This is a genomic window from Streptomyces sp. NPDC058295, from assembly GCF_042880655.1.
Classification (GTDB): domain Bacteria; phylum Actinomycetota; class Actinomycetes; order Streptomycetales; family Streptomycetaceae; genus Streptomyces; species Streptomyces coriariae.
Genome location: NZ_JBHVYO010000026.1, coordinates 26073 through 46991, shown reverse-complemented (window position 1 = coordinate 46991; position 20919 = coordinate 26073). Strand labels below are relative to the sequence as shown.

The following is a 20919-nucleotide window of genomic DNA, read 5'->3' as shown; positions in this document are numbered from 1 at the left end:
CGTTGACCACAGCCCACGACGCCGGCACCAAGACCGTCCCGGTGCCCACCCAGTCCACGTACCAGAACCGCGTCGCGGACTACTGGAACGCCGAGGAGAACCCGGTCAACCTCGAACTCGGCAGAATCGACGATCTCTACCATCATCACTACGGCGTCGGCGAGGCGGACTGGACCGTGCTCGACGAACCCGACGCGGATCTGCGCCGGGAACGCGTCACCGCCGAACTGCACCGGCTGGAGCACGCCCAGGCCGAACTGCTGGCCGCACGCCTCGGCCGGCTCACTCCCGCCGACCGTGTCTTCGACGCCGGCTGCGGACGCGGCGGTGGCAGCGTCACCGCCCATCTGCGCTACGGCTGCCACGCGGACGGCGTCACCATCTCCGCCAAACAGGCCGAGTTCGCCAACGAGCAGGCCCGCAAGCGGGGCATTGACGACCAGGTGCGCTACCACCACCGCAACATGCTCGACACCGGCCTGGAGACCGGCGCCTACGCGGCCTCGTGGAACAACGAGTCGACGATGTACGTCGAGCTGGACCTGCTGTTCGCCGAGCACGCCCGGCTGCTGCGCCGCGGCGGACGCTATGTCGTCATCACGGGCTGCTACAACGACGCCTACGGACAGGCCTCGCGCGAGGTGTCGCTCATCAACGCCCATTACATCTGCGACATCCATCCGCGCTCGGCGTACTTCCGGGCGATGGCCCGCAACCGGCTGGTGCCGGTCCATGTGGAGGACCTCACCGAGGCGGCCATCCCCTACTGGGAGCTGCGCAGTCAGGCCGACCACCTGGTGACCGGCATCGAGGAGACGTTCCTGACGGCCTACCGCAACGGCAGCTTCCAGTACCTGCTGATCGCGGCCGACCGGGTCTGAATTCCGTTGGACAGCGGCGAGGTCGGTCCCGTGCAATGAGGCGCATGTGCGCGGTGAGGATGCATACGGACGAGATCGACCTCGACGCCCCGCTGGTGAGCCGGCTCGTCGCCGGCCAGTTCCCGCGGTGGGCCGGGCTGCCCGTGCGGCGGCTGGACTCCTCCGGGACCGAGAACGCGATGTTCCGGCTGGGTGCCGACAAGGTGGTGCGGCTGCCCCGGCACCCCCGCGCCGTCGAGAGCGTGGCGCACGAACAGCGCTGGCTGGCGCGGCTGGGGCCGAGGCTGCCCGTGGCCGCGCCCGTGCCGCTGGAACTGGGCGGGCCCGGTGAGGGGTTCGCCTGGCCCTGGTCGGTCTACCGCTGGCTGGACGGCGCCAATCCGGTCGCCGGCGCCGTGCAGAAACCCCGGGCGCTGGCGGCGGACCTGGCGGCGTTCGTCACCGCCCTGCGCGGGATCGAGACGCGGGGCGGGCCGCCGAACCACCGGGGTGTCCCGCTCGCCGAACGGGACACCCCCACCCGCGACGCCCTCGCCCGGCTCACGGGGCGGATCGACACCACCTCGGTCACCGCCCTGTGGGAGGAGGCGCTGCGGGCGCCGGGGCACACGCAACCGCCCGCCTGGGCGCACGGGGATCTGATGCCCGGGAACGTGCTGGTGCAGGACGGGCGGCTGACCGCGGTGATCGACTTCGGCTGTGTCGGGGTGGGCGACCCGGCCGTGGACCTGATCGTCGCCTGGAACCTGCTCCCCGCCTCGGCCCGCGCCGCCTTCCGGGAGGCGGTGGGCGCGGACGACGCCGAGTGGGCGCGCGGCCGGGGCTGGGCGCTGTCGATCTCGCTGATCCAGCTGCCGTACTACTGGGAGACCAATCCGCCGCTGGCGGAGAACTCCCGGCATGTGATCAGGGAGATCCTGGCCGAGGCCCGGGCCGCCGACGCGTCCTCGCAGGCCGGTCCCTACTCGCCGTCGTAGGCCTTCCTCAGGGCGGCGATGTCGAGCTTGCCCATGGCGTACATGGCCTTGGTGGTGCGGGTGGCCTTCTCGGGGTCGGGGTCGCTGATCATCTCGATCAGTCCGTCGGGGATGACCTGCCAGGACAGGCCGTACTTGTCCTTGAGCCAGCCGCACGGGCCGGGCTCGCCGCCGTTCTCGGTGAGCCTGGCCCAGTAGTGGTCGACCTCCGCCTGGTCCGCGCAGTGGATCTGGAAGGAGATCGCCTCGCTGAACGTGAACTGCGGGCCGCCGTTGATGCCGACGAACTTCTGCCCGTTGGCGGTGAACTCCACGGCCAGCACGGAACCGGCCGGGCCGGGACCGGCCTCGTTGTAGCGGCCGATGTCGCCGATGGCGGAGTTCTTGAAGATGGAGACGTAGTGGTGGGCGGCTTCCTCGGCCTTGCCGTCGAACCAGAGACACGTGGTGAATCCGTCGGTGGGCATCAGTACCTCCTGGGCGTGGAACGCGGTCATCAGTGTCGACTGCCGTTCGCCCCGGAAGTCATCGCTCGGGCCGTGAGGTAATCCGGATGGCCGGTACGGCCCGCGCCATGGGCATCCCGCGCGCCGGACGGAGCTCGAGCGGGGCGGCCGTTGCGCGGCGCCGGAGAAGCCCGACCTGCTCGTGGGCGACGTACGGGCGTTCTTCCGGCAGTTGCGCGCGAGAAGGGCCGACCGCGCGAGCGGACCGAGGGGTGATCTGCCCGTGGCGAATCTGCCGCGGGCAGAGAAACCGCGTGCGGGCACCGCCCGGGGTCAACAGTGGAGTCGACGGCAGTCACGCCACGACGAGGAGAACCGATGACTCCACTCACCACGCTCGCTCCCCGTGCCGAGGAGGGCGACACCGCGCCCTCCCGCTTCGACGACCAGCTGGCCGCCCAACTGCTGAACCAGCGCATCGTGTTGCTCGGCACCCAGGTCGACGAGGTCTCCGCGAACCGGGTCTGCGCGCAGCTGCTGATCCTGTCGGCGGAGGACCCGCGCACCGACATCGCCCTCTACATCAACAGCCCCGGCGGGTCGGTGCACGCGGGGCTCGCCATCTACGACACGATGCGGCTGATCCCCAACGACGTCTCGACGCTCGCCATGGGCTTCGCGGCCAGCATGGGCCAGTTCCTGCTCAGTGTCGGCGCGTCCGGCAAGCGGTACGCGCTGCCGAACGCGCGGGTCATGATGCACCAGCCCTCGGCCGGGATCGGCGGGACCACGGCGGACATCGAGATCCAGGCGGAGAACCTGGAGCACACCAAGCGCACCATCGAGCGGATCACCGCCGAGCACACCGGCCAGTCGGCCGAGACCATCTCGCGCGACGGTGACCGCGACCGCTGGTTCACGGCCGAGGAGGCCAGGGAGTACGGCATCGTGGACCGGGTCGTGGAGTCCCTCGCGGACGTCCGCCCGGCCGCGCAGAAGCGACGGGTGGGGATGTGACCATGGGGACCTACACGATTCCGAACGTCGTCGAGCGGACCCCGCAGGGTGAGCGGTCGTACGACGTGTTCAGCCGGCTGCTGTCCGAGCGGATCATCTTCATCGGCACCGAGATCGACGACGGCGTGGCCAACGTCGTCATCGCCCAGCTCCTCCATCTGGAGGCGGCGTCACCGGAGAGCGAGATCTCGATCTACCTCAACTCCCCCGGTGGCTCGTTCACCTCGCTGATGGCGATCTACGACACGATGACGTTCGTCCAGGCGCCGATCTCGACCCTCTGCGTCGGACAGGCGGCGTCCACGGCGGCCGTGCTGCTGGCGGGCGGGGATCCCGGCCGGCGGCTCGTGCTGGAGCACGCGCGCGTGCTGCTCGGGCAGCCGGCCAGCGGCGGCCGCCAGGGCACGGTCTCGGACCTGACGCTCCAGGCCAAGGAGATGGTCCGCATCCGCGCCCAGGTGGAGGAGGTGCTGGCCCGGCACACCCGCCACGACATCGCCACCCTGCGCACGGACATGGACCGCGACAAGGTGTTCACGGCGCAGGAGGCGGTGGCGTACGGGCTGGCCGACGAGGTGCTGAGCCGGCGTCCCGTGAGGGTATGAGACGCCGGCCCGCGCGGCTCGTCAGGCGGCCAGGCAGAGCCCGTCGTACGACGAGGCGGCCGTACGGCCCCGGGCGGAATGCCGGGCGGAGGACCGGCTGCTGAGCCGGATCAGCTCGCCCTGGGCCCGCGCCAGCAGGTCGCCCAGGCTCAGGTCGAGGGCGTGGGCGGCGGCCGCGAGGACCTCCGAGGAGGCTTCCTTGCGGCCTCGCTCCACCTCCGAGAGATAGGGCATGGAGATACGGGCCGAGTCGGCGACGTCCTTGAGCGTGCGTTCCTGGGCCTGGCGTTCACGGCGCAGGACGTCCCCGACCAGGTCGCGCCACAAGGGCTCGCGCGGCGCGGGCCGGGGAACGGGTGCGGGAGCGGTGGGAGAGGCGGTGGCTGCGATGCCCGGGCGCTCGGCAGGCGGGCGCAGCGGGATCACGCGGGCTCGGTTGGGCGCTTGGTTGCTCACCTCCCCAGCCTAGGAAAGCGGGCCGACCGCGGAAGGGCCGGGGGTTGCGCCCTCGGTGGAATCGGACGAAACGCTCTGCGTCGCGAGGGCGCGAAACCCGCGCGCACCCGTGTGCATGGGTCTCCTCGGACGGGGTAGTCGCCCCCAGAGGGGGTCTGCCCGTCGGTGCTCGCTCACGGACCGAGTACAGCAGACGCCGAACCGTGACCTTCCTGGGAGAGGCAATGGAGACCGCCGTGATCCGGTCAGAGGCCAAGGCCGTCGAGGACACCGCCGTAGCCATCAGCACGGCAGGCGCGCCGCTCCCGGGCATCGCGGCGCCCCGGAGCGTGGCTCCGCGGGACGCACGGGAGCTGTCCCGTCAGTTCTTCCAGCGGCTGGCCGTCCTCGAGGAGGGGACCCACGAGTACCAGTACGCGCGCAACACCCTCATCGAGATGAACATGTCCCTGGTGCGGTTCGCGGCCGGCCGGTTCCGCGGCCGCGGGGACGACATGGAGGACATCGTCCAGACCGGGATGATCGGCCTGATCAAGGCCATCGACCGGTTCGAGGTCTCGCGCGAGGTGGAGTTCACCTCGTTCGCGCTGCCGTACATCGTCGGTGAGATCAAGCGCTTCTTCCGGGACACGACGTGGGCGGTGCACGTGCCGCGGCGGCTCCAGGAGCTGCGCGTCGAGCTGGCCAAGGCACGCGACGAGCTCTCCAGCCGTCTGGACCGGGACCCGACCGTGCCCGAGCTGGCAACCCTGATGAACCTGGCGGAGAGCCAGGTCGTCGAGGCGCAGATCGCCGCCAACGGCTACAACTCCTCCTCCCTCGACGCGGCGCTCACCGGGGACGGCCCGGAGCACGGCGAGGCGGTCCTCGCGGACTTCATCGGCGTGGAAGAGGAGGGTCTCCGGCTGGTCGAGGACTTCCACTCGCTCGCCCCGCTGATGGCCGAGCTCAGCGAGCGCGACCGGCAGATCCTCCACATGCGGTTCGTGGAGGAGGCCACCCAGGCGGAGATCGGCGAGCGGCTCGGCTGCTCGCAGATGCATGTGTCCCGCCTGATCAAGCGGATCATCATGCGACTGCGCCACGGGATGCTGGGCGAGCTGGACTACGCCTGATCGCGCCGGCCCGCGGGGCGCGTGCCCCGCGGGCCTAGGGTTCGAAGGTGAGCAAGGCCCGGACCCGCTTGCCGACCGGCACGCGCTCCGCGGTGACCGCCGCCGCCACCGCGTGGACGATCTCCAGACCGTGCCGGCCGATGCGCTCGGGGTCCTTGGGGAACCGCAGGGGCAGTGCGTCGCTGCTGTCGTAGACGCAGACCGTGACCGAGGACTCCGTGCCTTCCAGCTCCAGGATGTACGGCCCGTTGCTGTGCCGGTCGGCGTTGGTGACCAGTTCGCTGACCACCAGCAACACCTCACCGCTCGCCCGGTCGCCGATCGTGGCGCACCACTCCGTCCTGAGCTGGTCGACGAAGTGCGCGGCGAAGGCGCGGGCCTCGGCTATGCAGCCGGGCTCACCGGTGTAGTGCGCCGCCCGCCGCAGCGGTTCCACGGGTACGTCGAAACCGGTAGGTATCACTGCCCCGTCCAGGTACTCGATCATGCGTTTCTCTCTCGAAGGCCGGAATGGCCGGACGCCGCTGGGTGTGCATCTGTGCTCGTACCCCGAGTTGCGCCACACAGTCCACGTGAGTTTTCCACCTGTACGCGGGACGGCCACAGATACCTCACACGGCTGATGATTCGGCCGGTGCGCCGGGGGCCGCGGAACTCGCGCGGGAGGAAACCGCCGAGGCCGGCGGCGACTGGCTCGTGCTGTCGCCCGTCGGCGAAACCCGCCGAGCCGAGGAGGAGCTGCCGGACTCGCTCGTGGGTTCGGACGGTGAGCTCGACTGTGACGTGGAGCCCGGCGAATCGGGCACCAGGTGCTGGGAGGAGCGGGACCCGGAGGACGGGGGCTCGGAGGACGGGGACTCCGAGGAGGGGGCCGCGAACCTCCTCGACTCGGAGCTCGACGACGGCGGTTGCTCCGACGGCGGTTCCTTCGACCGGGGTTCCTTCGACCGGGGTTCCTCCGACCGGGGTTCCTCCGACGGGGTTCCCGACGACGGCGACTCCGAGGACGTGGACGATCCGGAGGACGGCGGCAGCGGACAGCCCGGCGGCTGGTCGGCAGGCCGCGAGACGCACGGCGCGGACGTCCGCGGGCCGTCGCTCGCCGGCGCGCTCGGCGTGCTCACCGTGATGGACGGCGTGAGCCTCGCCGGCGGCCGGGTCGGCCGGTCCTGGTGCGGCTTGTCGCCCGGCCGGCGGGCGAACCAGTGGTGGTCGTGTCGGGGGTCGTAGAGCACGAACACGTCGACCACGGTCACGGAGGGCTTGACCACGACCGTGGTCGCGGGACTGTACGACGGCCACGGGTCGCCGGTCCGCTTGTAGCCGGCCCGCTGGGCGAGTGGCGGGGTCAACGGGTTGCCACAGGCGCAGCGCACCCGCGGCACGCCGTGCCGGTCGACCAGGACGGCCGTACCGGCCTGCAGGACGGCCTGGTAGGTGGTGGCGGCGCCGTCGCGGTATCCGTGGTTGGTGACGCGGGTGTCCAGGCGGAGCTGCACGGAGGTCAGGGAGCGCAGATGGGCCGGGACCCTGGAGGGGGCGACGCCGGCCACGGAGGCGAAGGCCCGGTTCTTGGCGGGATCCGCCTGGAGCGCCTTGATCTGCCGCTCCACGTCACAGCTGGAGACGTTGCGGGTGCCGCCGTATAGTCCCGCGTCCCCGCCGTCGACCCCGGAGACGGTGTCCGAGGACGGCGAGGAGCCCGACGGGGCGACGGAGGCCGGCGGGAAGGAACTGTCGGTGACGGGCGGCTCGGTGTAGGGCTCCGGGCCCGTCTTGCCGGCCGGCTGCATGAAGACCTCGCCGACCTGGCCGGAGCCGCCGCCGCCGGATCCGGAGCCGCCGCCGTTCACCAGGGCGAGCACCAGGGCGAGCGCCGTCACGGCCACCACCGCCGTGGTGATCAGCGCGATCCGGGGCGCGGACTTCCACCGGCTCCGGCGCGGTTCCCCGTCACCGTCCCCCGGGGAGCCCGCGTCGGACGGCTGGGAGGGCGGCCCCGCGGGAGGTTGGGAGGGGGGCCCCGAAGGCGGGCCCGACGGGGGCTGGGAGGGCGGCCCCGACAACGGGCCGGAGGGCGGTCCCGTGGGGCGGCCGGTAGAGGGCGGTTCTGCGCTCACGAGCACTCCCCACGTGGGTTTCCCCCGGCGCTTCGACAGCTGACCCCGAGAAGACCCCGGTAGACCCGAGAAGACCCGACAGGACTCGGCGGGTCTCGGAAGGCCTCGGAGAGCCTCGGAGGGCCTCCTAAGGTCTCGGCAGGTCTCGCCGGGGGCGAGCTGTCAGACATGCGCCGCTTTCTTCCACAACGCACCATTGTGTGCGCCGGTCGGGCGCGGCTCGCAAGCGGGGCGCGGACGGCCCTCCCGGCAGGCGCGCTCTCCCGGCGCTGCTTAGCGTGGCAGGGTGACCGCGCACACCCCGTACGACCAGGCAGTCTCCCGCCACGGCTGGGGACCGGCGATCGTCGTCGCACTGGCCGGACTGCTCACCATGGGGGTGGTGGCCGCCCTCGGTCTGTGGGCGGCCGGTGCCGCGGATCTGCCGCAGGGCGCCTTCCCGCGGGTGATCGCGGCGACCGTGGTGACGAGCGTCGGCGGCACGGTCGAGCTCTCCGGGAACGCCGGTGGGCTCGCCGACACCCAGGCCGGTCTGACGGTGATCCCGCTGTCCGTCACCCTCGTCGGGGCGCTCGTGGTGGGCTCCGGATTCCTGCGGCCGCTGCGGCACCGGGCGGTGGCGGGCGCCGCGGAACTGGCCGGGTGGGCGGCCCGGATCGCCGTGCTGTGGCTGCTCGGCCTCCTCGGTCTGGCCCTGGCCGCCCGGCAGACCTTCAAGGTCTCCCTGGGCGACGACACGCTGAGCGACCTCGGCGAACTGTTCGACATCAGCCCCGAGGTCGGCTTCACGACGGACGTCCCCCTCACCCTTGTCGTCGGGCTGGTGTGGCTGGCCGGGGTGCTGGTGCTGGCGCTGCTGGTCTCGCCCGGCGCCCCGTTGCCGCCCGGGCTGCTGCGTCTGCACCGATCGGTGCGGCCGGCCGCGTACGCGATGGTCCTGCTGCTGCTCTGCTGTGTCGTCCTGGGCCTCGCCGTCGCGCTCGTCGTCGCGGCGACCCGCGGGCACGTCGCCGAGACCTTCGCCGTGATCCTGCTCGGCCTGCCCAACCTGGTGTGGCTCGCGTTCACGATCGGGCTGGGCGCCACCTGGAACGGCCGGGTCGAGGGTCCGTTCGGGCTGCCGATGCCGCAGGTGCTGGACGAGGTGCTGCGCAGCCCGGACGACGCCCGGCTGAACCTCGGCACCCTCGCCGAGCACGACAGCCGCGTGTGGTGGCTCCTCGCCGTGGACGCGGCCCTGCTGCTGCTGGCCGCGTTCGTGATGGCGGCCCACTCCCCCGCCGGGACACGGGCCTGGCGGCATGCCGTGCGTATGGCGGTGGCCCTGGTGCTCACGGTGCTGATGATCTGTCTGGTCGGCCGGATCTCGGCGCACTACGGCCTGTCCGTGCTCGGCATCGGTGACCTGGGCGGCGATCTGTCCGGGGAGCTGTTCCTGCGCCCCGAGGTGTGGTCGGCGCTGGGTCTCGCCGCGCTGTGGGGGCTCGTCGCCGGTTTCCTGGGCGGCCTGCTGGCGGGGGCGAGGCGCCGCCGGGGCGGGCCGGGGCCGGGCCCCCCGTGACAGCGGTGAGACCGGCGCGAGCGGTGAGAGGTCCTTCGCCTCGCTCGGACGCCTCGGGTCACCGGGGATCGAGCGGGTGGCAGACCGGCCGTGCCCAGGGCGGAGGCTGCGGCGCCGCGGCCGGGGCGCCCGCCAGTTCCGTCGGCGGGTGAGCGGGCCTGAGCCCGCCGCCCGGCGTCGGCCTCAGCTCGGCGACGAAGACGCCGCAGGTGGGATGACGTGCCTCGGGGCTCTTGGCGAGGGCCCGGGCGAACACCGCGTCCAGGTAGGGCGGGAGGTCGGGGCGGGTCTCCGTCAGCGGGGGCGGATCGGCGTTCTGGTGTGCCCAGAGCAGGGCCACGTCGTCGTCGCGGAGGAAGGGCGGGCGGCCCGCGAGACACTCGTAGACCACACAGGCGAGGCCGTAGACGTCGCAGCGGCCGTCGACCGGCTGCCCGGAGATCTGCTCGGGGGCGACGTAGTCGAGCGTGCCGACGAACTGGCCGACCGAGGTGAAGCCGGTCAGGGAGAGCGACTTCTTCGTCAGGCCGAAGTCGGTGAGATAGACGTGCTCGGGGTGGTCGCTGTCGGTGCCGCGGGCGACGAGGACGTTGCCGGGTTTGACGTCCCGGTGGACCAGCCCGTGCTCATGGGCGGCGTCGAGCGCGGAGGCGACCTGCGCGGCGATACGGACGGCGGTCGCCGGGGGCAGCGGGCCCTCGCGGTCGAGGAGGTGGCGCAGATCGCTCCCCTCCACGTACCGCATGGCGATGTACAGGACTCCGTCGGTCTCGTCCGCCTCGAATACGGGCACGATGTGCGGATGGTCGATGGCCGCGGCCACCCGTGACTCATGGGTGAAGCGTTTGCGGAACACGTCGTTGCGGGCCAGCTCCGGGGCGAGCAGTTTGAGGGCGACGGTCCGGTCAAGCCGCAGGTCGTGGGCGCGGTAGACGACGGCCATGCCCCCGCGGCCGATCTCGCTCTCGATGCGGTAGCCGGCGATCCTGCGGCCGACCAGCTCGGAGGGCCGGCCGGAGAAGGGGGTCGTCCCGCGGGTCATCGGGATCCCCGGTCGGGGTTCACGATCCGGGTGGCGGTGTGGTCCTGGTCCTCGGCCGCTTCCGGCGCCCGGTCGGTCGCGTAGGTGCTGAGGCGGGTGCCGTCGCCGTACAGCCAGCGCTCGCGCGCCGGGTCGTACAGCCACACGTCCTCGCCGTCGACGACCACACCGATCCGCAGTCCGTGGGTACGGCGCCGGAAGGACTCGCCGTCGAGGCCGGCGTCGGCCAGTTCCTCCACCGCCGCCCGGTACCGGGCCAGGGCCTGTTCGGCGCGGCCGAGCAGGGGGCGCGGGTCGGCGGCGGTCGCGAGGGGGGCGTCGGAGCGGGGCGGGTCCTGGGGGACGGCGACCAGATAGCGGCCGTCGACCCAGGCCGACCAGCCGTTGGAGCACAGCACGCGCCCCCAGTCGCCGCGCCGCTCCATGAGCCGGACCGGCAGCAGCGGATCGAGGGGCACGGTGGGGCGGGCCGGGTCGGGGGCCTCCCAGGCGGGCATGCCGTGCGGGGGGACCACGTGGGTGGGCCGGAATCCGGGAGTCGTCATGGGCCGCCCCTACTTCCGCATCACGGCGGGTTCGTGCCGGCGCAGCAGCCGGGAGACGAGGAATCCGCAGACCGCCGACAGCACGACGAGCATGCCCACGTCGAGCAGCCACACCCCCACCGAGTGCTCGAAGAGCGGATCCGCGGTGATGTCCCCGGGCACGATCCTGGCCAGCCCGATGGTGCCGGCCATCGCGCCGAGCGCCCACCGCGCGGGCACCAGCCACGACAGCTGCTCCAGACCGGGCACGCCGTCCAGGGTCAGCAGCGCCCCGCAGAACACCACTTGGACGATGGCGAGCAGCACCAGCAGCGGCATCGTCACCTCCTCCTTGTGGACCAGCGCGGAGATCAGCAGGCCGAGCATCATGGCTGTGAAGGCCAGCAGGGCCACGGCGAGGGTGATCTCGACCAGGGGCGGCATCAACACGCCTTCGCCGTCGGGAGCGTTGAGGTCGACGCCGAGCAGGGCGACGAGGGTCAGCACCACCGCCTGGACGACGGTCACCGCGCCGAGGACGACGACCTTGGACATCAGGTACGCCGATCTGGACAGGCCGACGGCGCGTTCCCGCTGGTAGATCACGCGTTCCTTGACGAGTTCGCGCACGGCGTTGGCCGCGCCGGTGAGGACGCCGCCGACGCACAGGATGAGCAGCACGTTCATCGCGTGCTCCCGGTCGAGTGCGCCGCCGGACAGGGCGCGGGCCATCGCGCCCATGACGAACGGCAGGGCGATCATGATCGCGAGGAAGGTGCGGTCGGCGGCGAGCGCGGTCGCGTAGCGGCGGACCAGGGTGCCGAGCTGGGCGCTTCTGCTGCGGGGCCGGGGCGGCGGCAGCATGATCACCGGGCCGGAGCGGGGCAGCCGGGGCTGCTCGCTGTCGTTGACGACGTACTGGCGCCGGAACGGCGAGTCGCGGTACTCCCCCGCCCAGTCCCGGTCCTGGTCGCGTTCGAAGGCCTCGAAGGCCTCCGGCCACTGCTCGAAGCCGAAGAAGGCGAGAGCGTCCTCGGGCGGTCCGTAGTAGGCGACCCTGCCGCCCGGCGCGAGCACCAGCAGCCGGTCGCAGACGTCGAGGCTGAGGACGCTGTGCGTGACGACGATGACGGTACGGCCGTCGTCGGCGAGGCCGCGCAGCATGTGCATCACCGAGCGGTCCATGCCGGGGTCGAGGCCCGAGGTCGGCTCGTCCAGGAAGAGCAGCGAGGGCTTGGTCAGCAGTTCCAGGGCCACGCTGACTCGCTTGCGCTGACCGCCGGAGAGCGTGTGCACGGGCTGGCCCGCGCGCTGCTCCAGCCCCAGCTCGCGGATGACCTCCTCGACCCGGTCACGGCGCTCGGCCCTGGCGGTGTCCTGCGGGAAGCGCAGCTCGGCGGCGTAGACGAGGGCGCTGCGCACGGTCAGCTGGCCGTGCAGGATGTCGTCCTGCGGGACCAGTCCGATCCGCTGGCGCAGCTCGGCGTAGTCACGGTAGAGGTCACGGCCGTCGTACACGACCGTGCCGTGATCGGCGGGGCGCTGGCCGGTGAGGGCGCCGAGCAGCGTGGACTTGCCGGCGCCGCTGGGGCCGACGACCGCGAGCAGGCACTTCTCCCCCACCGGGAAGGACACGTGGTCGAGCAGGACCTTGCGACCGCGGTCGACGGCGACCGTGAGGTCCTGTACGTCGAGGGAGACCTCCCCGGTGTCGACGTACTCCTGGAGCTGGTCGCCGACGAGACAGAAGTCCGAGTGTCCGATGCCGACGATGTCGCCGGGGTCGAGCGTGGCCCGGGTGACGGGCAGCCCGTTGAGGTAGGTCCCGTTGTGGCTGCCGAGGTCGACGATCTCGTGAGCGCCGTCGGGCAGCGCGCGCAGTTCCGCGTGCCGGCGCGAGACGACCAGGTCGTCGACGACGAGGTCGTTGTCGGCGGCGCGGCCGATGCGGACCGTGCGCGACGGCAGCGGCCGGACGGAGGTGGGCTCGCGGAAGGTGCCCGTCACACCGGGCATGGAGACCGCCGAGGGGCGTTCCGCCGGGGGCGGCGGGCGGCCCGACAGGACCAGGTACGGGCCGTCGTCCGGGCTGCCGATGCGGATCACGCTGCCGGGGCCGACGCCCCACTCCTGGACGCGCCTGCCGTCGGTGTAGGTCCCGTTGGTGCTGTGTTCGTCGGCGAGGGTCCAGTGGTCGCCGTCGGGTCGCAGCACCGCGTGGTGCCAGGAGACGCGGGTGTCGTCGATGACGATGTCGCTGAGCGGGTCCCGTCCGATGCGGTAGTCGTGGCCCGGGATCAGCACGCTGGAACCCGTCTCGGTCTCCAGCACGAGTTCGGGCGCGGTCGAGGAGACCGGTCGCTCCACCATGCCTTAATTCTATCGATTCGCACCCTTGTGTGCCCGACGGGCGGCGGGGTCTCAGCCGACGGGGAGGACGAGCGCCGGGACGGTCCGCTGCATCCGCAGGGCGTCGACGGATTCGGCGAGCAGCTCGTACTCGGTGGTCTCGTCGCTGATCGCGATCCGCACCAGCCGCCCGCCCGCCAACTCGTCGGCCACCAGCTCCTGCCGGCCCATGTCGGCACACCAGGCCCGCAGCAGCTCGGGCACGTCCGGCACGTTGTCGGCGACCGGGACCAGGGCGCCCGGCGGGATGTGCTCGCTCTCGGGCCGCGGATCCAGCCGTTCGGCCATCCAGGAGGCCCGGTCCCGCAGCCACCACAGCGCGAGCGCGAGCGTCGGGGCACGGTAGGTGCCGAGCGGTACGCCGATCCGCCGGCCGTCGCAGACGCCGTATGCGGTGACATGGCACAGGAATTCGTCGTGCACGTCTCTCTCCCCCGGTGCTCGCCGGCCGGTCGTGCCTCGCTTTCCGTGCGGCTCCTATGGGGTGAACTGCCCCTGACCTTTGAGTATGTTCACTCTTGAAACACTGTCACCATGACTTTCCGGCCAGTCTCTTGGCATATTCCGTGTCGTTCATGGCCGAAATCCGGCGAGCACCGGATCCCGTCGTCATTACCCGACAGGTAATCGACCCGGACGGCGGGGGGCGGGCAAGGTGGTCACACCGGATCGGCGATAACCGAGATCCGGGACCTGACCAGTATCGATGACCTCATTGGAGGCCGATTCACGATGTCCGCGAACACCGACCGTTACGAGAATGCCGTCGCCCGCTACTTCGAGGCCTGGAACGCACGGGAGCCCGAGGCTTTGGCCAAGGCTGTTACCGCCGCTTGGGCCGTGGACGGAGGTTATACCGACCCGCTGGCCGACGTCCGGGGCCATGAGCGGATCGCGGCGGTGATCGCGGCGGCGCACGCGCAGTTCCCGGGCTTCGCCTTCCGGCTCACCGGCGGTGTGGACGGGCATCACGACACGGCCCGCTTCTCCTGGGAGCTGGTGAGCGAGGCCGACGGCTCGGCACCGGTGGCCGGATCCGACGTCATCACTCTGGACGCCCAGGACCGGATCACGGCCGTCCTCGGATTCCTCGACCGGGTGCCCGCCGGAGCCTGAGGCCCGCCCCGCGATGAATTCCTCCGCTCGTGGCGGTCTACCCGGTGGGAGATCACCGCGAGCGGAGGACGTCATGAGCGCAAACGGAATCATGAACACCGAATTCACGGCCGTGCTGTGCAAGAGCCCGGCGAAAGGCGGCTGGACCTACGTCGTCTGGCCGGAGTCCGTCGAATTCTTCGGAACTCGCGGACTGGTAAAGATCCGCGGAACGGTCGACGGGCATCCGTTCCGGAGTTCGTTCATGGCCCTCGGGGACGGCACCCACAAGCTTCCCGTCAATGCCGACGTCCGCAAGGCGATCGGAAAGCAGGAGGGCGACTCGGTGACCGTACGCCTGACGGAACGGCTCAGCCGTTGATCACCGCGTCGATCCGGGTCAGCTCCTCGGCGTCGAAGTCCAGGTTGGCGAGGGCGCCGACGCTGTCCTCGATCTGCCGGGCGCTGCTCGCGCCCACCAGCGCGGAGGTCACCCGGCCGCCGCGCAGCACCCAGGCCAGCGCGAGCTGGGCGAGGGACTGACCGCGGGACCTGGCGATGTCGTCGAGGGCGCGCAGCTTGCCGGTGAGCTCCTCGGTGAGCGCCTCGGAGTTCAGGAACGGGCTGTCGCTCGCCGCTCGGGAGTCCTCCGGGATGCCGTTCAGGTAACGGCCGGTCAGCAGGCCCTGCTCCAGCGGCGAGAACACGATCGACCCGACCTGGAGTTCGTCCAGGGCGTCGAGCAGGCCCTCGCTCTCGGGGCGGCGGTCGAGCATCGAGTAGCGCGGCTGGTGGATGAGCAGCGGGGTGCCCAGCTCACCGAGGATGCGGGCGGCCTCGCGGGTCTGCTCCGCCGAGTAGTTGGAGACGCCGACGTAGAGCGCCTTGCCCTGCTGGACCGCGGTGTGCAGAGCGCCCATCGTCTCCTCCAGGGGAGTCTCCGGGTCGGGGCGGTGCGAGTAGAAGATGTCGACGTAGTCCAGGCCCATCCGGGTGAGGCTCTGGTCGAGCGAGGACAGCAGGTACTTGCGCGAGCCCCATTCGCCGTACGGTCCCGGCCACATCAGGTAGCCGGCCTTGGTGGAGATGACCAGCTCGTCGCGGTACGGCGCGAAGTCCGCCTTCAGCGCCTCGCCCAGCGCGGACTCGGCGGCGCCGGGCGGCGGGCCGTAGTTGTTCGCCAGGTCGAAGTGGGTGATGCCGAGGTCGAAGGCGCGGCGCAGGATGGCCCGCTGCGTCTCGACCGGACGGTCCGGGCCGAAGTTGTGCCACAGTCCGAGCGACAGCGCGGGGAGCTTCAGGCCGCTGCGTCCGGTGCGCCGGTAGGGCATGTCGGCGTAGCGGTCGGGGTGTGCGGTGTACAACGCGACTCCAAGAAGATCGGTCGGTTTCAGGAACCGCTACCCACTCTGGCCCGACCTGCGGGTAGTGGTCCAACAGAAGAATCCGATGGAATTGTGCGGCTACGCTTCTCAATCATGGAACTGCGCCACCTCCAGCACTTCGTCGCGGTCGCCGAGGACCAGCACTTCACCCGGGCCGCCGAACGCCTCATGGTCTCCCAGTCGGGCCTGTCGGCGTCGATCCGGGCCCTGGAGCGGGAGCTGCGCGCCCCGCTGTTCGTCCGGACCACCCGGCGGGTGACGCTGACGGAGGCGGGCCGGGCGCTGCTGGCCGAGGCCGAGCGGATCCTGGCGCAGGTGCGGGCGGCCCACGAGGCGGTGGCGGCCGTGCAGGGCGTCGTGCGCGGCACCCTCTCCGTGGGCACCGAGCAGTGCATCGCCGGAGTGGACGTGGCCGGGCTGCTGGCGGCGTTCCGGCGGCGCCATCCCGACGTGGAGATCCGGCTGCGGCAGACCGGCTCGGGCGCGCTCGGCGAGGAGGTGGCGGCCGGCCGGCTCGACCTGGCCTTCGCCTATCGGACCCAGACGGACACCGACCAGCTCCGCTGCGCGCCGCTGGCCACCGAGCCGATGTACGTCCTGTGCCATCCCGAGCACCGGCTCGCCGGGGTGTCGGCGGCGCTGACGCCCCAGGACGTCGCGGGCGAGGTGTTCGTCGACTTCCATCCGGACTGGGGGCCGCGCCGCGCCACCGACGCCGCGTTCGCCGAGGTGGGAGTGCGCCGCACGGTCGCCCTGGAGGTCAACGACGTGCACAGTCTGCTGGACCTGGTGGACGAGAACCTCGGGGTCGCCGTCGTACCGCGCCACTTCCGGCACAAGCGGGAGGCGCTCACCGCACTGCCCCTCAAGGGCACGGGCGAGGCGGTGTACGAGACGGTCGCGCTGCTGCCGCCCGCGCGGTCGACCAGCCCGGCGGCCCGGGCGCTGATGGCGCTGCTGGAAACGGGGAGCGGGTGAGGGCGGGGTGCGCGATGGTGGACGTATGCATGCCAAGGACATCCTCATCGACGGGTACCACCGCATCCAGGAAGAGGTCCACGCCGCCGTCGAGGGCCTGGACCCCGACGACCTGAACGCCCGGCCCGCCGACGGGGCCAACTCGATCGCCTGGCTCGTCTGGCATCTCACCCGCGTCCAGGACGACCATCTCGCCGACGCCTTCGGACGCGACCAGGTGTGGCTGGCCCAGGACTGGGAGAAACGGTTCGGCCTCGACCTGCCGCGCCAGGACACCGGGTACGGGCACAGCGACGCGAAGGTCGCGAAGGTGCGGGTCTCCGACGGCGGCCTGCTGACCGGGTACCACGACGCCGTGCACGCGCAGAGCCTTCAGGCGCTGCGCGCGCTGACGGCGGCGGACCTGGAGCGCGTCGTGGACGAGCGCTGGGACCCGCCCGTCACCCTGGGCGTACGGCTGGTCAGCGTCCTGTCCGACGATCTCCAGCACGTCGGACAGGCCGCCTACGTCCGCGGACTGCTTCAGAGCGCGGCGGCGTAACCCGGAAGGACGACGTCCTCGATGAGGGCCTTGCGCTCGTCGAACGGCAGGAACGCGCTCTTGAGGGCGTTCACCGTGACGGTACGCAGGTCCTCGAGGGTCCAGCCCGCCTCCTGGATGAGCAGCGACATCTCGCGGGTCATCGTCGTGCCGGAGACCAGCCGGTTGTCGGTGTTGAGGGTGACGCGGAAGCCGAGGTCCTTCAGCGCGGTGATCGGGTGCTCGGCGATCGAGGTCGCCGCACCGGTCTGGAGGTTGGAGGTGGGGCACATCTCCAGGGCCACCCGGCGGTCGCGCACCCAGCCCGCGAGCCGGCCGAGCTTGCCGTCCACGATGTCGTCGGTGATGCGCACGCCGTGGCCGATGCGCTGGGCGCCGCAGACCTGGAGGGCCTGGTGGATGCTGGGCAGGCCGTGCGCCTCGCCGGCGTGGATGGTGAAGGGGACGTTCTCGCGGCGCAGGTGCTCGAAGGCGGCGAGGTGGTCGGCGGGCGGGAAGCCGTCCTCGGCGCCGGCGATGTCGAAGCCGACGACACCGGCGTCCCGGAAGGCGACCGCGAGGTCGGCGGCCTCGCCCACCCGGTCGAACATCCGCATGCCGCAGAGCAGCGTCCCGACCCGGACCGGCGTCCCGGCCGCCGCCGCCTTCGCCATACCGGCCGCGAGGCCCTCCTGGACCGTCTCCACGACCTCGGCGAGGGTCAGCCCGCCGTTGACGTTCAGCTCGGGGGCGTAGCGGACCTCGCCGTAGACGACTCCGTCGGCCGCCAGGTCGAGCACGTACTCCTCCGCGGTGCGCAGCAGGCCCTCGCGGGTCTGCATGACGGCGAGGGTGTGCTCGAAGGTGGCTATGTACCGCACCAGGTCACCCGAGTTGGCGGCCTCGAAGTACCAGGCGGCGAGCTCGTCGGGGTCGGTGGTGGGCAGGGTGTGGCCGATCGCGTCCGCGAGCTCGACGACGGTGGCGGGGCGCAGGCCGCCGTCGAGGTGGTCGTGCAGGACGGCCTTGGGGAGGCGGCGGAGGGTGTCGGTGTCGATGTGGGGCGCGGTCATGAGCGTGTTCCTCGGCAGGTGGTTCTCAGGTGGTTTCTGAGGTGGTTTTTCAGGCGGTGGCGGCGGTGGCGGGCTGGAGCAGGTCCCAGCGGTTTCCGTACAGGTCCTGGAAGACGGCGACGGAGCCGTAGGCCTCGTGGCGGGGCTCCTCCAGGAAGGTCACACCGGCGGCGAGCATGCGGGCGTGGTCGCCGGCGAAGTCCTCGGTGTGCAGGAAGAACCCGACGCGGCCGCCGGTCTGGTCGCCGATCCGGGCGCGCTGGTCCTCGCCCTTGGCCCGGGCGAGCAGCAGCCCGACGCCGTCCTGGCGATCCCCCGGCCGCACGACGACCCAGCGGGCGCCGTCGGGGCGGGGTTCGTCCTCGACGAGCCGGAACCCGAGCGCCTCGGTGTAGAAGCGGATCGCCTCGTCGTAGTCGTCGACGACAAGCGTGACCAGGGCGATGCGACTCATCGGGGCCTTTCGGGGAGCGTGCGGGGGCTGTCGGGAGGTGCGATTGACGGGAGAGGTTATACGTAAAACGTTCCTTACGCCAGTCGCCTCCCGGCGGCGGTGGCCGGGCCCGTCCGGCGGATCGCACCGCGGCCGGGGAGAGCCGCACCGGCGCGGGAGGGACCCTCGCGACGCGCCCTCCCCCGGCCTCCCGGACGCCCTGCCGTACGCCGGTCGGCGCTGCGGCGACGGCGGTGGCCCGAGGCGCGGTCGGGTCCCGGGCCTCTTGCGTCGACCGCCCTTCCCCGGCGTCTCGAAGGCGCTGCCGCACGCCCTGCCGTACGCCGGCATCGCGGCGACGGCGGTGGGCCAGGCCGCAGGCCCGAGGCGCGGTCGAGTCGCGGGCCCCGTGCCTCGACACCCTCCCCCGGCCTGTCGAACGCCCTGCCGTACGCCGGTCAGCACGCGAAGGCGGTGGCCCAGGCCGCAGGCCCGAGGCGCGGTCGAGTCGCGGGCCCCTCGCGTCGACCACCCTCCCTCGGCCTGTCGAACGCCCTGCCGTACGCCGGTCGGCGCTGCGGCGACGGCGGTGGCCTAGGTGTATTGCCCTGTGAGGTCGGGACCATCGTCCGAGGCGGAGAGCCCCTCGCCGTCGCTAGCGTCCCGACCATGAAGATCACGGAGCCGCCCCGTACCCCCGGGCAGCGCAAGCAGGAACTGCTGAACCGGCTGGAACGCGAACTCGACATCTGGGTCGCCACGGCGGACCGGGAGGGGCTGCCCTGTCTCGTCGCGCTGTGGTTCGTCTGGGACGGCGAGTACCTGTGGCTGTCCACCCGGCTCACCAACCCCACCGGCCGCAACCTGCGGGAGGGCGGCCGAGCCCGCCTGGCCCTCGGGGACACACGGGACGTGGTTCTCGTCGACGGCGAGGTCGAGACGTACACGCGGGAGGAGGTACCGGAGGCGGCCGCCCGGGCGTTCCTGGCGAAGACCGGCTGGGACCCGGGCCGGGACGGCGCACCGTACGCCTACTTCCGGGTGCGGCCGGTGGCGGTGCAGACATGGCGCGAGGTGCACGAGCTGCCCCGTCGGCATCTGATGCGGGACGGGGCGTGGGTCGTGTAGCTCGCGCTGCCGGCCCGGGTCAGGCGCCGGTACCCGGATGCGGTCGGCGTTCCGGGCGCCCTTCACCGGAAACAGCCGGGCGCCGTCCGGGTCCCGCCGGGCGGCGGGGCCCGGGGATGGTCTCGTCGGGCGGTTTCCGGCGTCCGGGCGCCCGGCGGGTGCCGTCCGGGCGGCAGCAGGCGCGGGCGGCGGGCGCGAGCAGCAGGCGCGGGCATGCCGCTCGTCGGCGGATCAGTTGGCCGGTGTCCCGGCGGCGGCACGGTGGGCGGCGTTCAGGCCGTGCAGTTCCTCGGCCGTGAGGCGCAGCGCGCCCGCCGCGACATTCTCCGTGAGGTGGACGGGGTCTCCGGTGCCCGGGATGGCCAGCACATGCGGCCCCTGGGCGAGGGTCCAGGCGAGGCGGACAGCGGCGACGGAGGTGCCGTGGGCGCGGGCGGCGGCGAGCACCGCCTCGTCAGGGGCGGTGGTGACGCCCTGCGTTCCGCCGTCGCCGGCGATGGCGAAGAACGGCACGAAGGCGACGCCCTGTTCGCCGCAGACGCGGAGGAGTTCCTCGGTCTCCGGGGCGTGGTGGCCGAGGCCGTAGCGGTTCTGCACGCTGACGACGGGGGCGATGGCCTGTGCCTCGGCGAGATGGCGGGGTTCGACGTCGGAGATGCCGAGGTGGCGGATCAGTCCGGCGGCGCGCAGTTCGGCGAGGGCGCCGAAGTGCTCGGCGATCGACTCCTGGCGCATCCGGCGCAGGTACACCAGGTCGAGGTGGTCGCGGCCGAGCTGGCGCAGGTTCTCCTCCACGTGAGCGCGCAGGTCCTCGGGGCGGGCCGAGGTGCCCCACTCCCCCGACCAGTCGCGGAAGGGGCCGACCTTGGTGGCGATCAGCAGGTCGTCCGGGTACGGGGCGAGCGCGCTGTTGATCAGCTCGTTGGCGGAGCGGAGGGCGGAGAAGTAGAAGGCGGCGGTGTCGATGTGGTCGACGCCGAGCTCGATCGCCTTGCGCAGGACGGCGATCGAGCGGCCGCGGTCGCTCGGCGTGCCGAGGTGGAAGGCCGCGCTGCCGGTCAGCCGCATCGCGCCGAAGCCGATGCGGCGGACCGACAGGTCGCCGATGTCCCAGGTGCCCGCGGCATCCGCGGTGATCGTTGCGGAGGTCATCC

Annotated in this window: 22 protein-coding genes and 1 pseudogene; 11 read left to right on the top strand and 12 right to left on the bottom strand. The window is 72.1% G+C overall.

Going from position 1 to position 20919, the window contains the following annotated elements:
- Nucleotides 1-2: 2 nt before the first annotated feature.
- Together ACFVYS_RS26285 and ACFVYS_RS26280 are read left to right on the top strand one after the other, a co-directional pair.
- Nucleotides 3-881 (top strand): geranyl diphosphate 2-C-methyltransferase, encoded by an 879-nt coding sequence (locus ACFVYS_RS26285; RefSeq protein WP_389505779.1) that lies wholly within the window; start codon nt 3-5, stop codon nt 879-881.
- A 44-nt stretch (nt 882-925) separates the two neighbouring features.
- On the top strand, nt 926-1858 hold the full coding sequence (locus tag ACFVYS_RS26280; protein ID WP_389505777.1) for an aminoglycoside phosphotransferase family protein: 933 nt from the start codon (nt 926-928) through the stop codon (nt 1856-1858).
- Here ACFVYS_RS26280 and ACFVYS_RS26275 read toward each other — a convergent pair.
- The gene (locus ACFVYS_RS26275) at nt 1843-2325 is read right to left on the bottom strand and encodes a VOC family protein (RefSeq protein ID WP_389505775.1); all 483 of its coding nucleotides are present in this window, start codon (nt 2323-2325) and stop codon (nt 1843-1845) included. The genes ACFVYS_RS26280 and ACFVYS_RS26275 overlap by 16 nt on opposite strands.
- 357 nt (nt 2326-2682) lie before the next feature.
- Between ACFVYS_RS26275 and ACFVYS_RS26270 the strand changes: the two genes are divergently transcribed.
- Nucleotides 2683-3321, top strand: a complete 639-nt coding sequence (locus ACFVYS_RS26270; RefSeq protein ID WP_389505773.1) for an ATP-dependent Clp protease proteolytic subunit — start codon at nt 2683-2685, stop codon at nt 3319-3321.
- A 2-nt stretch (nt 3322-3323) separates the two neighbouring features.
- Entirely contained in the window at nt 3324-3926 is a 603-nt protein-coding gene (locus ACFVYS_RS26265; RefSeq protein WP_362272829.1) for an ATP-dependent Clp protease proteolytic subunit, read from the top strand.
- A 21-nt stretch (nt 3927-3947) separates the two neighbouring features.
- Here ACFVYS_RS26265 and ACFVYS_RS26260 read toward each other — a convergent pair whose 3' ends face one another.
- Nucleotides 3948-4382, bottom strand: a complete 435-nt coding sequence (locus ACFVYS_RS26260; RefSeq protein WP_389505771.1) for a helix-turn-helix domain-containing protein — start codon at nt 4380-4382, stop codon at nt 3948-3950.
- A 224-nt stretch (nt 4383-4606) separates the two neighbouring features.
- Between ACFVYS_RS26260 and ACFVYS_RS26255 the strand changes: the two genes are divergently transcribed.
- Entirely contained in the window at nt 4607-5497 is an 891-nt protein-coding gene (locus ACFVYS_RS26255) for a SigB/SigF/SigG family RNA polymerase sigma factor (RefSeq protein ID WP_389505769.1), read from the top strand.
- 34 nt (nt 5498-5531) lie between these two features.
- Here the strand turns inward: ACFVYS_RS26255 and ACFVYS_RS26250 are convergent, their stop codons facing one another.
- On the bottom strand, nt 5532-5984 hold the full coding sequence (locus ACFVYS_RS26250; RefSeq protein WP_389505767.1) for an ATP-binding protein: 453 nt from the start codon (nt 5982-5984) through the stop codon (nt 5532-5534).
- A 352-nt stretch (nt 5985-6336) separates the two neighbouring features.
- Nucleotides 6337-7617, bottom strand: a pseudogene (locus ACFVYS_RS26245) (DUF6777 domain-containing protein); the annotation flags it as partial.
- A 286-nt stretch (nt 7618-7903) separates the two neighbouring features.
- Between ACFVYS_RS26245 and ACFVYS_RS26240 the strand changes: the two are divergent.
- On the top strand, nt 7904-9178 hold the full coding sequence (locus ACFVYS_RS26240; RefSeq protein ID WP_389505765.1) for a streptophobe family protein: 1275 nt from the start codon (nt 7904-7906) through the stop codon (nt 9176-9178).
- 58 nt (nt 9179-9236) lie between these two features.
- Here ACFVYS_RS26240 and ACFVYS_RS26235 read toward each other — a convergent pair whose 3' ends face one another.
- From ACFVYS_RS26235 to ACFVYS_RS26220, 4 genes are read right to left on the bottom strand one after another with little or no spacing between them, the layout of a single operon-like run.
- Nucleotides 9237-10220, bottom strand: a complete 984-nt coding sequence (locus ACFVYS_RS26235; protein WP_389505763.1) for a serine/threonine-protein kinase — start codon at nt 10218-10220, stop codon at nt 9237-9239.
- The gene (locus ACFVYS_RS26230) at nt 10217-10765 is read right to left on the bottom strand and encodes a hypothetical protein (protein ID WP_389505761.1); all 549 of its coding nucleotides are present in this window, start codon (nt 10763-10765) and stop codon (nt 10217-10219) included. The genes ACFVYS_RS26235 and ACFVYS_RS26230 overlap by 4 nt, the downstream gene beginning before the upstream one ends.
- Before the next feature lie 9 nt (nt 10766-10774).
- The gene (locus ACFVYS_RS26225) at nt 10775-13114 is read right to left on the bottom strand and encodes an FHA domain-containing protein (protein WP_389505759.1); all 2340 of its coding nucleotides are present in this window, start codon (nt 13112-13114) and stop codon (nt 10775-10777) included.
- 51 nt (nt 13115-13165) lie between these two features.
- Entirely contained in the window at nt 13166-13576 is a 411-nt protein-coding gene (locus ACFVYS_RS26220; protein WP_057605152.1) for a hypothetical protein, read from the bottom strand.
- 309 nt (nt 13577-13885) lie between these two features.
- On the opposite strand from ACFVYS_RS26220, the gene ACFVYS_RS26215 reads away from it, so the two are divergent.
- Together ACFVYS_RS26215 and ACFVYS_RS26210 are read left to right on the top strand one after the other, a co-directional pair.
- Entirely contained in the window at nt 13886-14269 is a 384-nt protein-coding gene (locus tag ACFVYS_RS26215; protein WP_389505757.1) for a nuclear transport factor 2 family protein, read from the top strand.
- A gap of 91 nt (nt 14270-14360) precedes the next feature.
- Nucleotides 14361-14630, top strand: a complete 270-nt coding sequence (locus ACFVYS_RS26210) for a DUF1905 domain-containing protein (RefSeq protein ID WP_389505912.1) — start codon at nt 14361-14363, stop codon at nt 14628-14630.
- On the opposite strand, the gene mgrA is transcribed toward ACFVYS_RS26210, so the two are convergent.
- Nucleotides 14620-15612: an L-glyceraldehyde 3-phosphate reductase gene (mgrA, locus tag ACFVYS_RS26205; protein ID WP_389505755.1), complete on the bottom strand. Its 993-nt coding sequence runs from the start codon at nt 15610-15612 to the stop codon at nt 14620-14622. The two genes, ACFVYS_RS26210 and mgrA, sit on opposite strands and share 11 nt — an antisense overlap.
- Before the next feature lie 114 nt (nt 15613-15726).
- On the opposite strand from mgrA, the gene ACFVYS_RS26200 reads away from it, so the two are divergent.
- Both ACFVYS_RS26200 and ACFVYS_RS26195 read left to right on the top strand, forming a co-directional pair.
- Entirely contained in the window at nt 15727-16611 is an 885-nt protein-coding gene (locus ACFVYS_RS26200) for a LysR substrate-binding domain-containing protein (protein WP_389505753.1), read from the top strand.
- Nucleotides 16612-16636: 25 nt separating this feature from the next.
- On the top strand, nt 16637-17152 hold the full coding sequence (locus ACFVYS_RS26195; protein ID WP_389505752.1) for a DinB family protein: 516 nt from the start codon (nt 16637-16639) through the stop codon (nt 17150-17152).
- Here the strand turns inward: ACFVYS_RS26195 and ACFVYS_RS26190 are convergent.
- Entirely contained in the window at nt 17134-18204 is a 1071-nt protein-coding gene (locus ACFVYS_RS26190; protein ID WP_389505750.1) for an adenosine deaminase, read from the bottom strand. The genes ACFVYS_RS26195 and ACFVYS_RS26190 overlap by 19 nt on opposite strands.
- 49 nt (nt 18205-18253) lie before the next feature.
- Entirely contained in the window at nt 18254-18658 is a 405-nt protein-coding gene (locus ACFVYS_RS26185; protein WP_389505748.1) for a VOC family protein, read from the bottom strand.
- Nucleotides 18659-19306: 648 nt separating this feature from the next.
- Here ACFVYS_RS26185 and ACFVYS_RS26180 point away from each other — a divergent pair.
- The gene (locus ACFVYS_RS26180) at nt 19307-19765 is read left to right on the top strand and encodes a pyridoxamine 5'-phosphate oxidase family protein (RefSeq protein WP_389505746.1); all 459 of its coding nucleotides are present in this window, start codon (nt 19307-19309) and stop codon (nt 19763-19765) included.
- Between the two features lie 231 nt (nt 19766-19996).
- On the opposite strand, the gene ACFVYS_RS26175 is transcribed toward ACFVYS_RS26180, so the two are convergent.
- Complete coding sequence (locus tag ACFVYS_RS26175; RefSeq protein WP_389505744.1) at nt 19997-20917, bottom strand: aldo/keto reductase; 921 nt, start codon at nt 20915-20917, stop codon at nt 19997-19999.
- Nucleotides 20918-20919: the final 2 nt, after the last annotated feature.

Excerpts from the sequence above, each read along its gene's own strand:
- ACFVYS_RS26280 (WP_389505777.1), top strand. The coding sequence starts at position 926 with ATGTGCGCGGTGAGGATGCATACGGACGAGATCGACCTCGACGCCCCG.
- ACFVYS_RS26275 (WP_389505775.1), bottom strand. The coding sequence starts at position 2,325 with ATGCCCACCGACGGATTCACCACGTGTCTCTGGTTCGACGGCAAGGCC.
- ACFVYS_RS26270 (WP_389505773.1), top strand. The coding sequence starts at position 2,683 with ATGACTCCACTCACCACGCTCGCTCCCCGTGCCGAGGAGGGCGACACC.
- ACFVYS_RS26265 (WP_362272829.1), top strand. The coding sequence starts at position 3,324 with ATGGGGACCTACACGATTCCGAACGTCGTCGAGCGGACCCCGCAGGGT.
- ACFVYS_RS26255 (WP_389505769.1), top strand. The coding sequence starts at position 4,607 with ATGGAGACCGCCGTGATCCGGTCAGAGGCCAAGGCCGTCGAGGACACC.
- ACFVYS_RS26250 (WP_389505767.1), bottom strand. The coding sequence starts at position 5,984 with ATGATCGAGTACCTGGACGGGGCAGTGATACCTACCGGTTTCGACGTA.
- ACFVYS_RS26235 (WP_389505763.1), bottom strand. The coding sequence starts at position 10,220 with ATGACCCGCGGGACGACCCCCTTCTCCGGCCGGCCCTCCGAGCTGGTC.
- ACFVYS_RS26230 (WP_389505761.1), bottom strand. The coding sequence starts at position 10,765 with ATGACGACTCCCGGATTCCGGCCCACCCACGTGGTCCCCCCGCACGGC.
- ACFVYS_RS26225 (WP_389505759.1), bottom strand. The coding sequence starts at position 13,114 with ATGGTGGAGCGACCGGTCTCCTCGACCGCGCCCGAACTCGTGCTGGAG.
- ACFVYS_RS26215 (WP_389505757.1), top strand. The coding sequence starts at position 13,886 with ATGTCCGCGAACACCGACCGTTACGAGAATGCCGTCGCCCGCTACTTC.
- ACFVYS_RS26210 (WP_389505912.1), top strand. The coding sequence starts at position 14,361 with ATGAACACCGAATTCACGGCCGTGCTGTGCAAGAGCCCGGCGAAAGGC.
- ACFVYS_RS26200 (WP_389505753.1), top strand. The coding sequence starts at position 15,727 with ATGGAACTGCGCCACCTCCAGCACTTCGTCGCGGTCGCCGAGGACCAG.
- ACFVYS_RS26195 (WP_389505752.1), top strand. The coding sequence starts at position 16,637 with ATGCATGCCAAGGACATCCTCATCGACGGGTACCACCGCATCCAGGAA.
- ACFVYS_RS26190 (WP_389505750.1), bottom strand. The coding sequence starts at position 18,204 with ATGACCGCGCCCCACATCGACACCGACACCCTCCGCCGCCTCCCCAAG.
- ACFVYS_RS26185 (WP_389505748.1), bottom strand. The coding sequence starts at position 18,658 with ATGAGTCGCATCGCCCTGGTCACGCTTGTCGTCGACGACTACGACGAG.
- ACFVYS_RS26180 (WP_389505746.1), top strand. The coding sequence starts at position 19,307 with ATGAAGATCACGGAGCCGCCCCGTACCCCCGGGCAGCGCAAGCAGGAA.
- ACFVYS_RS26175 (WP_389505744.1), bottom strand. The coding sequence starts at position 20,917 with ATGACCTCCGCAACGATCACCGCGGATGCCGCGGGCACCTGGGACATC.